The following is a 10,745-nucleotide window of genomic DNA, read 5'->3' as shown; positions in this document are numbered from 1 at the left end:
TCAATAGGAAACAAGTATTCAGTTCAGGATGGCAATCCACTGACAACTTTACAGGACAAGCGTCAAGTTCTGAGTGCTCCTTCTACAGCAGACCCAGATGGTTTAGCCCCATATGCAGTGATTGGTTACAAAATGTTTGTCGAAGATTTTGTCACACTAGCGAATCCAAACGCGACACTTCAAGAACGAAATGAAGCAACGTTATCGGCACTCAGCCCTTTTGGGAAGGCGGGAAAAGGGAAAAAAGTGGCGGAAGCCTTAAAAGATATGGAAAAAGGTTTGGAAGCTGCTCAGGATTTCAATAAATATGCAAACAAGGGGAAGGATGCCCAAAAAGCCACTCAGAAAGAAAAAGAACAACTTGGTGAGTATGTAAATAAAGGTAATGGTAATTCTAATGATGCATATGGTGGTTATTATGAACGTAAGGAACAAAGAACAGATGATTACAATAATAAAACAGGAAATTGGACACCTGCAAATAAGACAACTCCACCCAATGGACCGTATAGAACTGATAAGGAGGCCGATGTTGCTGCAGAAATTTTAGGTTATAAACGAGTTCCTGGAGTAAAATCACATGGTAGAGCAGTTTATACCAATGGAAAAGAGTATATTTCTCCTGATACACCCAGAAAGACAACCGGTTCAACTGATAATGGTGGGGTATGGAAAAAGGCAAATTCTCCAGAGGATTTGTTTAGGAAGGAAACTAGAAAAGGAACATATGATAAAAATTTAAATAGGATTGGTGATTAATATTAATTACTTTTGGCAAATTTCTAAGTATAAAGATGACGAATATCCATTAAATCAACAAGGTGGAAGCCCTACTTGGACATCTGTTTCTGATATAGGAACAAGATATAATGGGAGAATATTTACAGTAAATGAATATTTAACTATGGAAGAGACGTTTATTAAAGCTATTCAGGTTTTTATGACCTCTTCAACCTCTACTAAATTAATGGTTAAACAACTTGAAAAACCACTAAGCTTGGAAGTGATTGAGGATGATATTGTGAAAAAAGGATTTTCCTTGGAGGAATCCAAAGAAATGCTTAATTATTTTCAGATTGTTGAACAAGGCATGAGTATAAGTTTTGCTGAAGTAGAATTTATTATTCGCTTGGCTTTAAGGGAGTATATTTGGGTTGAATTAGAATCAGAAACAATGTTTGTGAGATTTGATTATGATTATTATGTTGACATTGGGAGTACTGAGCGATGTGATGAGGCTGTAAAACAAGTATGCAAAATGAACCTGTCAGTTAATCTATGGGACAAACCTTATCCTTTTAGCAGTTCTACTTAAGTAACAAGATACCTTAATTGGCTATTTGAAGTGCTCCCCAATTATTAGATGTGTCTAACAATTGGGGAGCACTACAATATGCCTTTTAAGGTTTTTTTTAACTCAAAGAAGTTTGTGGTTAAACTGAACCTTCATTACCTGATGGGAGTAAGCCAAAAGGAGATCTGAAATTGAAGAAATTTGAAATTATGGCGGTTATCTTTAGGATAACCGCTCAAGCTGTAGACAAACTCGGCAAAAAATCGAGTTTGTCTACAGTCTTTTTTCTTTTACAGTAGAAAGCAAGAATAATCAGGTCCAGTTGCACTAATAGGAAACAAGTATTCAGTTTAGGATGGCAATCCACTGACAACTTTACAGGACAAGCGTAAAGTTCTGAGTGCCCTTTCTACAGCAGACCCAGATGGTTTAGCCCCATATGCAGTGATTGGTTACAAAATGTTTGTCGAAGATTTTGTCACACTAGCGAATCCAAACGCGACACTTCAAAAACGAAATGAAGCAACGTTATCGGCACTCAGCCCTTTTGGGAAGGCGGGAAAAGGGAAAAAAGTGGCGGAAGCCTTAAAAGATATGGAAAAAGGTTTGGAAGCTGCTCAGGATTTCAATAAATACGCAAACAAGGGGAAAGATGCCCAAAAAGCCACTCAGAAAGAAAAAGAGCAACTTGGTGAGTATGTAAATAAGGGTACGAGTGATCTTCCTGGTAGAAATGGAGCATTTAAAGAAGCGAAAAGGGATGCTGGTATTCCAAGGGCTCAACAACCTGAAAAAATTGAAAGTGTGCCTATGCGTTCTGCAGAATATGAAGGTGGACATGTCCTTAAAGATAGCAAGGGGAATGTTATAATGACTAGAGAATACCATTATACAAATAATTCTGGAGAGAAGTTAATAATTCAAGACCATAGTGCAGGACATACAAAGGGTGGACAAGGGCCGCATTTTAACGTGAGACCTGCGGATAAACCTCGAACAGGAAAAAAAGAAGGTACAAAAGAACATTATCCTTTTAATTAAAATAGGTGGTGAATATATGTGGCATAAAGTTTTAGAAAGAAATCAATTTATTTCAAATTTATACCAAGAAGTGCCTAAGCTTATTAATGTACGTATTGTAGCTATTAAGATAACAGATGAGGGTAGGAGAGTATCACTAAATTTTAATATGCCAAAATTTGCAGATAATCCTCCTTCAAAATGGCATAATTCAGGTTTCAATACTGTGTTTATAGAACTTGATTTTTTTAATGTACAAGAATTGAATGTAAGTTATTGTAAGGAGAACTTAAAGGGGATTATTAACATTGAAAAAAATGAAGAAGATAAATTCAAAGTTCATATTTCTGGTTCAGTGAATATGAATTTGGTAGCAGAAATCGGCATGATACAATCCGTAAGTGGTTACATTGATAATTTACAGGAGTGATAACACTTACTAATTCTTTAGTGGCATGTTGGAGTGTTTAGCTTAAGTTATATTTCCTAGACCTTGATTGACTTTAATAGTCTCTCAAGGTCTTTTATTTGTGAAAAAAGAATTTTTAGACTTACGAGATTTGTTGCAGTGAGAAAGATGTTAAAACGACAACAGATACTACTCGATTTCATATTTTGCGTACAAGGATGACATAGCTCGTAATGCTAAAGTTGGTACCCAAACAGGCACGTAAAGCTGATGAACGAAAGAGACGATAAGGATTTTTTGAGTTTATTTATTTGAATAAGTTTTGAAAAATAAACATTTGTTAAGTATCTGTGAAAATAGAACCGATATATATAGGGAATTCATTAGACCAGATTCATTTGAAGTAGTATATGAAATAGAGGGGAAAGGAATTTTTGAGAAAATAATTAAAAATAAGTCGGGAGGTTGAAATAGTTGGAGAAAAGACTAAATGTTTATATCGACAAATAGCAGAAACAGTTAATGAAATGATTCCAGAACAATGAGAAAAATTTTACTTTTACTCTCAAATTTCGGAAGATGGTGGGGTACGTATTTTTTCTATCAACCCTCATCCAATTTAGATTTGTATGAATATAGTCTTGAAATTCCTTATAAATATAGGTTGACGAAAAGGAATTCAAATTAAATAAAAGAAAACTATTTTCTCTTATAGAATTGAAAAAGAAGTACGATTTTTGACGTGATGATAATAATAGAACATGACCTGGAGGGTGATAGAAATATGGATAATAATAGTATTGTGAATTTATTGGTAAGTCCGCAAATAGCCACTGTTGAGGAAGTTTAGGGAAGTAATGGAAATGAAATCAAAGAACTGGAGGCGGAAATTGGACACAGTTCTCCAACTATGTATCGTATATTTTTGTTAGCTGTGGGTCATCATGTAGGATTGTTATTTCAAGGCACAGATATTTTCTTTGAGAGTATAAGGGAATCAACGCAAGAAGCAAATGAGTCTTTTGAAGAAAACCAAGAACCTTTCAGTTTACCAGTGAACTGCTCCCTGTCAAGTAGACAGGGGAAATAATATAAAGTAGTAAAGAACTTAATTGTCTATTAGGGACTGCCCCCATGGGATAAACAAAAAACAAAATTTAAAATTCCTCCAGACAGCACGTAAACGGTATGGCACCGATTTTCCGGCTGTTTGTTTTTATCCTGATCCTGACTCAAAGACGGTCTACTGGGGCACACCAAAAGGCAAAGACATGAAACTCGACCCACAATCTGTGACCTTTACCGCCAAGGAAGGCGCCGTTTTCCTGCAGTTAAACCAGGACAGCGGGATTGAGGTGCATAGTAACCATCCGCTTACACTAAAGGCCAATGACAATATCACCTTTGCGGGTAAAACCATTTCCATAAGCGCCACAGAATCCATGCGTTTGACCTGTGGCTCCAGCAGTATCGTGCTCGATGGCATTGGAAAATAAGGAGGGATATAAGTGAAAGTTAAAAGCATTAATTATCCAACTTCATTACTACAAGTAAAAAATATAAAAGATGATAATATTGATATTTTTGTGGAACTAGATGATGGTTTTACCTATACTCTAGTTGTCTGTACTCCCAAAAACCTTGAGACACTGATGGAAAGAGAAAACATTGCATATCTTCCTGCCATGCCTCCAATGATAATCGTTAAGGAGATTACAAAAGAAAATATTAGAAAAGCGCTTGATATTTATCTCGACAATAACGCTTACTGGTTAAAATACTATTTAGCAGGAGAATTAGATTTGGAAATACTTGAGAATACAATAAGTAGAATTAAATCTGAAATTGAAGAAATTTGAAATTATGGCGGTTATCTTTAAGATAACCGCTCAAGCTGTAGACAAACTCGGCAAAAAATCGAGTTTGTCTACAGTCTTTTTTCTTTTACAGTAGAAAGCAAGAATAATCAGGTCCAGTTGCACTAATAGGAAACAAGTATTCAGTTTAGGATGGCAATCCACTGACAACTTTACAGGACAAGCGTCAAGTTCTGAGTGCCCCTTCTACAGCAGACCCAGATGGTTTAGCCCCATATGCAGTGATTGGTTACAAAATGTTTGTCGAAGATTTTGTCACACTAGCGAATCCAAACGCGACACTTCAAGAACGAAATGAAGCAACGTTATCAGCACTCAGCCCTTTTGGGAAGGCGGGAAAAGGGAAAAAAGTGGCAGAAGCCTTAAAAGATATGGAAAAAGGTTTGGAAGCTGCTCAGGATTTCAATAAATACGCAAACAAGGGGAAAGATGCCCAAAAAGCCACTCAGAAAGAAAAAGAGCAACTTGGCGAGTATGTGAAGAATCTTGATACTGACAAGGTATTAACAAAAAATGGGGCATTCAGGGATGCAAAGAGAAGTACTGGAATACCTAATTCTTCTCAGCACAAGAAACCTGTTGATGTTTATGATGGAACATCTGAGAATATGAGAGTATATGAATTTGAAGTAGATGGTAAGAAAAAATATATAATAGAGCACAGAGAAGATAAATTCGGACGAGGTCCTCATTTTCATGGTGCTGATGATTTAAAGGGAAGCCCATTAGAAAAAGGAAGATATAATCAGTATCCTGGGCATTCACCAGAAGATTTTGTTGGTTATAAAAAGAAGGGGCACCATGAGGAAGGTGATTAATTTGAGTAATGATAGAACAACAAAGATGGAGTTGTTAAAAAGAAAAAGTAGAAGGAAGAATTTAATCAAAGAATTAAACTTCATGAATCTTACAGAGGAACCATTTTTAGATATTGAAGATAACGATTTATTTTGTAAGAAAGTATTTTCGGTACTTAACACAAAGAAAAATAAGATTCAATTGCAAGGAGATAACTATAAAGTAAATATTCAAAAATCAATACAGTTGTTAAATGAGATTATTGATAATACCGAATTAACACTCAAAAAAGGAAACCTATTGTTTTTTAGAGAAAATGAAATAGAAGCAGTGTTGATTAATGTTCATGAAGTATTTAGTAACTTAGATAAAGTTCTTGAGTTGACAAGGTTTTCAGTGGGATATGGAGATTTTATACTAGTTGCTGAAGATTTTAATTTTGGTTTGTGTATTGAACGAACGGAATATTTTTATGAGTTTAGTGTTTGGGGACTATCATAAAAATGAAACATATGAGAACCTTGATTGGCTAAGTGCCTTTCAAGGTTTTTTATTTAAATCAAGATCATTTGAATCCTCAATTGACATAAGTGAAGATGGGAAATGAAACTCGACCCACAATCTGTGACCTTTACCGCCAAGGAAGGCGCCGTTTTCCTGCAGTTAAACCAGGACAGCGGGATTGAGGTACATAGTAACTATCCGCTTACACTAAAGGCCAATGACAATATCACCTTTGCGGGTAAAACCATTTCCATAAGCGCCACAGAATCCATGCGTTTGACCTGTGGCTCCAGCAGTATCGTGCTCGATGGCATTACCGATATGCAGGGACAAGTTGTCGAAATGGAGGGTTCCATCAAGGCGCCTGTTCCGGCATCTAGTGCAGCGGAAGAGGGAAACGGAGATGACCTTGAATCCGCTCTCGACGTCATGGGCATGATTCCCCTCGCAGGGGGTGGTGCTTAGTGGCCAAGAAAGGGAAAGGTTTCTTCGGCTCGATAGGCAGTTTTCTTGGTAGTATCCCAGCTATCGGCAAAGTCAAGAATGCCGCCAAGTCTGTAAAAAAGAAAATCAAAAATACGAAAAAGAAACTGAAAAAGGCTCTAAAAAAGGCGAAGAAAAAACTAAAGAAAAAGCTCAAGAAAAAGATTGGGAAAGTATTTACAAAAGCCAGGAAGCTTAAAAATAATCTATCGAAGAGTAAAATGGTCAAGAAGTTTAAGCGGGCTGCCAAGAAAGTAGTACTTGCAACGAAAAAGGTTGCAAGTAAAGCGAAAAGTACAGCAAAAGCGGCTACAAAGGCAGTTACGCAGACAGCGAAGAAAGTGGCAACAGCAGTTAAGTCGATTGATGTAAAATAAGCGATATCCTCACTGGAAAGAAATTAGCGCCATGGGAACGAGCAGTCTCAGCAGCAGCCATCGTAGGTGGACCGGCAGTCAAAGGTGCGAAGCACGCAGCAAAAATTGGGGGAGCAGCAGTCAGTGGTATTGCTAAGGCTGGAAAAAAAGGAGTCCCAACTAAAGCACCAGCAGCACCACCGAAAGCAACAAAACCACCTGCTAAGCCAACAGAAACAAAGAAACCGAGCAAGAGTACACCACCAGTTGTTGCGAAACCAAAAGCAACACCGGCACCGACGAAAGCGACAAAACCACCAGCGAAGGCGACAGGAACAAATGCCCCAAGTAAGAGTCAACCAGTTGCTGCGAAACCGAAAGCAACACCAGCACCAGCACCGGTGAAATCGACAAAACCACCAGCAAAGGTGACAGAAACAAAACTGGTAAGTAGAAATATAAAACCAGTAGCTGATGCACGAAAAGTACAAACGGTTGTAAAAGATGAGAAGAACCTAAGGATAATGTCTACAAAAGAATTAAGGGATTTTAAAAAATTAATGGGTAATAAAGGCATTAAGGTCATAGTAGATAAAAAAGGTACACTTTTCCCTAAACCTAATGTGGCAGCAATGTTTGACCCTCAAACAGGATGAATAATATTAAGGTCTGAACCACGTAAATTAGATGCATTTCATGAAAGCTATCATGCAGAACAGTGGTTAAGTATGGGGAAATCAGAGTATTTAACTCAGTCAATATTACAGAGAGAGGAATTTGTATATAGTTCGGTAATAAAAAATAAAAATTTCTTCACTAAAGAAGAAATATACTAAGCACAACGTTATATTCAAAGATGTAGAACTGGTGATTGGCCACCAATTGATTGGAAAGGATTTGATTAGAAATGAAAACTAATTTAAATGAGGAAAAAGCAACGGCACTTGCACAGCATTATATAAAAGAGCATAATGTTCCTTGGGTAATTAAGGCACATGCTCTATATCATCAAAGTTTTTTTAGTATAAATGGTAATGCCTGGATTGTTGAGGCAAAAGCACAACTTAGCATAGATGAACGATCAAATAACTTTATAATATCTGATGAATCAGGAGCAATAGAATTTATAGCTATTGGTAAAGATATAATAAACAAGATAAATAAAAAGCATCCTAAATTAAATACGAAAAAAGCAATAGAGATTGTTCGAGATTCCATAGAAAAAGGAAGATTAGTTGGAGAAATAGAAAAGCCGATTTTCTTTTATGAGAATGTAATGGATATTTCGTGTTATGCCTGGGTTATAGATGTTAAGCTGCCACCACCATCACAATTTGGTCTGATAGGGGACGCTGTGTTTATTTCAGATGAAAGCGGCGTTATTGAAGATATAAGAAATCTGTAATGATACAAATATAGTCCTTTACTTGTCAAAGGAGAAATTAAGGTGTTTGATTTAGTGTTCTTGAAAAACTATTTTAAAGAATTAAACTCTAGTACTAAACGATATTATATAAGTCTTTAGAAAATAATATAAAGTAAAAACTGAATTGATTCTGAATGTTTATTTGCTAAGAAAGAGAAAGCTTCAAACTATTATCAGCCTGGGTGAGATGTAGGATCTTGCTTAGGCTTTTTATATTGGTGAAAGGATTATGTTATTGAAGTAAAGAGTAACTCTTTATAACAATATAATTAAAAACGCGAAAAATTAAAGAGTGTTGTGGCATCAATATCACCTTTGCGGGTAAAACCATCTCCATAAGCGCCACAGAGTCCATGCGTTTGACCTGTGGCTCCAGCAGTATCGTCCTCGATGGCATTACCGATATGCAGGGACAAGTTGTCGAAATGGAGGGTTCCATCAAGGCGCCTGTTCCGGCATCAAGTGCATCCGAAGAGGGGAAAGGAGATGACCTTGAATCTGCTCTCGACGTCATGGGCATGATTCCCCTCGCAGGGGGTGGTGCTTAATGGCCAAGAAAGGGAAAGGTTTTTTCGGTTCGATAGGCAGTTTTCTTGGTAGTATCCCAGCTGTCGGCAAAGTCAAGAACGCCGCCAAGTCTGTAAAAAAGAAAATCAAAAATACGAAAAAGAAACTAAAAAAAGCTATAAAAAAGGCGAAGAAAAAACTAAAGAAAAAGCTCAAGAAAAAGATTGGGAAAGTATTTACAAAAGCCAGGAAGCTTAAAAATAATCTATCGAAGAGTAAAATGGTGAAGAAGTTTAAGCGGACTGCCAAGAAAGTAGTACTTGCAGCGAAGCAGGCGGCAAAGAAAACCTATACCAAGGTAAAACAAGCCGTGAAGGAAGTAAAAGCGAAGGTAAAAAAAGCCGTAGTTGTCTATAAGTCGTTAGATAAAATCGAGCCTCCAAAACCTACTAAGGACATGTCCACTAAAGAAAGATTATTACTGGCTGGAATGGAAATAGGCTTACATAAAGCTCAAAAATATAAAGGAATGTTGGATGCAACCATAGATGTAGGGAAAAGTACGTTAGAAGGTTTATGGGGATTTGCCAACAACCCGATTGGAGGATTAAAAGATTCATATAACAATTTGGTGGGCGCAGTTTTTCACCCAATTGAAACAACAAAAGCGATAGGAAATTCAATACAAAACTCAAGTGAGAAAAATATTATCAATGGTAATGCATATTCAAGATCATACTTGGGAACAAAAGCAACATTAAACACTGCTATTGCTTTCGTTGGTACAAAAGGTGCTGGTTCACTAACAAAAGTAGGTAAAGTTCCGAAAGGCGGGACCGAAATTGTAAACAAAGAGCAAATCTTAAAAAATTTAGATGAAAGCAAAAAAGCAAGAGAAAGTTCTAATTTTAGTGAATATACGAAAAAAGAAAAAGAGATTTTAGAAAATAAGGCTAATAATGATGTAATATTTGCTACTAGTAATTTAATAAAAGATGGGAAAATTTCAGCTGATGATTTAAAATCAATGATACCAAATGATACACCAAATACATTTAACCCAAGTGAAACTATAGCAGAAGGGTATAAATACAAATTTGAAATTGATGGTCAAAAAGTTGAATTTAAATGGCACTCACCAGATTTAAATGCAAAACAACTGTATCCCGATAGTAATTCAGGGAATATGTGGACTGCACAAATAAAAATAGGTAAAAAACTTCTGGGGGAAGATGGAAAGCTTTATAAAAAGCCGAATAATTTAACACATATTCCAATTGAATAGGAGGATGAAAAATGGATTTTTCTATTTTTGATGAGTTATCTGATTATTTGCCTGAAGAAATATTAATGAAGTATTTCAATCAGATTATTAATTATTACGAAAGTACTGGGAATGTAAGTATTATTGATTTATCTGAGGCTATATATCAACTATCAGAAAGACAGTGGCACACATATAAATGTTTGGCTGAGAATACGAAACATAAGGTAGATCGAATAATTAAAGAAATAATAGATACAGATTCTTATGAGTTAATGGATAATGTAGCATCAATAATTGCATATTTAGGACTCCCAGAAAGTTTTCAAACATTAAAGGAAATAGATAGAACAAATCTAAGTGCTAATGTTAGAAAATTAATAGAAGAGACAATTAATGAATTAGATGGAAACATTGATAATCCATATTCAGGTTTAGAGTAGAATAATTACCTAAAATTGAACTGCCCCCTGTCAAGTAGACAGGGGAAATAATATAAAGTAGTAAAGAACTTAATTGTCTATTAGGGACTGCCCCAATGGGATAAACAAAAAAACAAAATTTAAAATTTCTCCAGACAGCCCGTAAACGGTATGGCACCGATTTTCCGGCTGTTTGTTTTTATCCTGATTCAAAGACGGCCTATTGGGGCACACCAAAAGGCAAAGACATGAAACTCGACCCACAACCTGTGACCTTTACCGCCAAGGAAGGCGCCGTTTTCCTGCAGTTAAACCAGGACAGCGGGATTGAGGTGCATAGTAACCATCCGCTTACACTCAAGGCCAATGACAATATCACCTTTGC

14 protein-coding genes and 1 pseudogene are annotated in these 10,745 nt (G+C 36.4%); 14 read left to right on the top strand and 1 reads right to left on the bottom strand.

Annotated elements, in window-relative coordinates; translation table 11 throughout:
- From ACOMCU_RS27570 to ACOMCU_RS27525, 10 genes are all read left to right on the top strand, one after another.
- Positions 1 to 759: toxin C-terminal domain-containing protein (locus tag ACOMCU_RS27570; protein ID WP_421052228.1), on the top strand; the 759-nt coding region annotated here is incomplete at its 5' end.
- On the top strand, positions 752 to 1,315 hold the full coding sequence (locus ACOMCU_RS27565) for a hypothetical protein (protein ID WP_010861353.1): 564 nt from the start codon (positions 752 to 754) through the stop codon (positions 1,313 to 1,315). The genes ACOMCU_RS27570 and ACOMCU_RS27565, both read left to right, overlap by 8 nt.
- Positions 1,316 to 1,867: 552 nt before the next feature.
- Positions 1,868 to 2,335 (top strand): HNH/endonuclease VII fold putative polymorphic toxin, encoded by a 468-nt coding sequence (locus tag ACOMCU_RS27560; RefSeq protein ID WP_421052227.1) that lies wholly within the window; start codon positions 1,868 to 1,870, stop codon positions 2,333 to 2,335.
- 16 nt (positions 2,336 to 2,351) lie between these two features.
- Positions 2,352 to 2,744, top strand: a complete 393-nt coding sequence (locus ACOMCU_RS27555; RefSeq protein ID WP_421052226.1) for an Imm50 family immunity protein — start codon at positions 2,352 to 2,354, stop codon at positions 2,742 to 2,744.
- Positions 2,745 to 3,835: 1,091 nt separating this feature from the next.
- Positions 3,836 to 4,219 carry a hypothetical protein gene (locus tag ACOMCU_RS27550; protein ID WP_421052225.1) on the top strand — a complete coding sequence of 128 codons (384 nt, stop codon included), beginning with the start codon at positions 3,836 to 3,838 and terminating at the stop codon, positions 4,217 to 4,219.
- 12 nt (positions 4,220 to 4,231) lie between these two features.
- Entirely contained in the window at positions 4,232 to 4,582 is a 351-nt protein-coding gene (locus ACOMCU_RS27545; protein WP_421052223.1) for a hypothetical protein, read from the top strand.
- A gap of 254 nt (positions 4,583 to 4,836) precedes the next feature.
- A complete protein-coding gene (locus ACOMCU_RS27540; protein WP_421052222.1) occupies positions 4,837 to 5,418 on the top strand; it encodes an HNH/endonuclease VII fold putative polymorphic toxin in 582 nt (193 codons plus the stop codon).
- The gene (locus tag ACOMCU_RS27535; protein WP_421052229.1) at positions 5,411 to 5,899 is read left to right on the top strand and encodes a YxiF family protein; all 489 of its coding nucleotides are present in this window, start codon (positions 5,411 to 5,413) and stop codon (positions 5,897 to 5,899) included. The genes ACOMCU_RS27540 and ACOMCU_RS27535 overlap by 8 nt, the downstream gene beginning before the upstream one ends.
- A gap of 102 nt (positions 5,900 to 6,001) precedes the next feature.
- Positions 6,002 to 6,367: a hypothetical protein gene (locus tag ACOMCU_RS27530; RefSeq protein ID WP_421052221.1), complete on the top strand. Its 366-nt coding sequence runs from the start codon at positions 6,002 to 6,004 to the stop codon at positions 6,365 to 6,367.
- Positions 6,367 to 6,762 carry a hypothetical protein gene (locus tag ACOMCU_RS27525; RefSeq protein WP_421052220.1) on the top strand — a complete coding sequence of 132 codons (396 nt, stop codon included), beginning with the start codon at positions 6,367 to 6,369 and terminating at the stop codon, positions 6,760 to 6,762. Before ACOMCU_RS27530 ends, ACOMCU_RS27525 begins: the two co-directional genes overlap by 1 nt.
- On the opposite strand, the gene ACOMCU_RS27520 is transcribed toward ACOMCU_RS27525, so the two are convergent.
- Entirely contained in the window at positions 6,740 to 6,994 is a 255-nt protein-coding gene (locus tag ACOMCU_RS27520; RefSeq protein WP_421052218.1) for a hypothetical protein, read from the bottom strand. The genes ACOMCU_RS27525 and ACOMCU_RS27520 overlap by 23 nt on opposite strands.
- A 148-nt stretch (positions 6,995 to 7,142) precedes the next feature.
- On the opposite strand from ACOMCU_RS27520, the pseudogene ACOMCU_RS27515 reads away from it, so the two are divergent.
- The 4 genes and pseudogenes from ACOMCU_RS27515 (at position 7,143) to ACOMCU_RS27500 (ending at position 10,381) form a co-directional block, all read left to right on the top strand.
- Positions 7,143 to 7,577 (top strand): annotated as a pseudogene (locus ACOMCU_RS27515) (zincin-like metallopeptidase toxin domain-containing protein).
- 71 nt (positions 7,578 to 7,648) lie between these two features.
- The gene (locus ACOMCU_RS27510; protein ID WP_421052217.1) at positions 7,649 to 8,146 is read left to right on the top strand and encodes a hypothetical protein; all 498 of its coding nucleotides are present in this window, start codon (positions 7,649 to 7,651) and stop codon (positions 8,144 to 8,146) included.
- Positions 8,147 to 8,714: 568 nt separating this feature from the next.
- The gene (locus ACOMCU_RS27505; RefSeq protein WP_421052215.1) at positions 8,715 to 9,959 is read left to right on the top strand and encodes a hypothetical protein; all 1,245 of its coding nucleotides are present in this window, start codon (positions 8,715 to 8,717) and stop codon (positions 9,957 to 9,959) included.
- An 11-nt stretch (positions 9,960 to 9,970) separates the two neighbouring features.
- Positions 9,971 to 10,381 (top strand): hypothetical protein, encoded by a 411-nt coding sequence (locus ACOMCU_RS27500; protein ID WP_421052213.1) that lies wholly within the window; start codon positions 9,971 to 9,973, stop codon positions 10,379 to 10,381.
- The last annotated feature ends 364 nt before the right edge of the window (positions 10,382 to 10,745 follow it).

Source organism: Lysinibacillus sp. UGB7, assembly GCF_049058285.1.
GTDB lineage: Bacteria > Bacillota > Bacilli > Bacillales_A > Planococcaceae > Lysinibacillus > Lysinibacillus sphaericus_B.
Note: the sequence above shows the minus strand (reverse complement) of the source record. Positions and strands in the feature narration are given on the sequence as shown.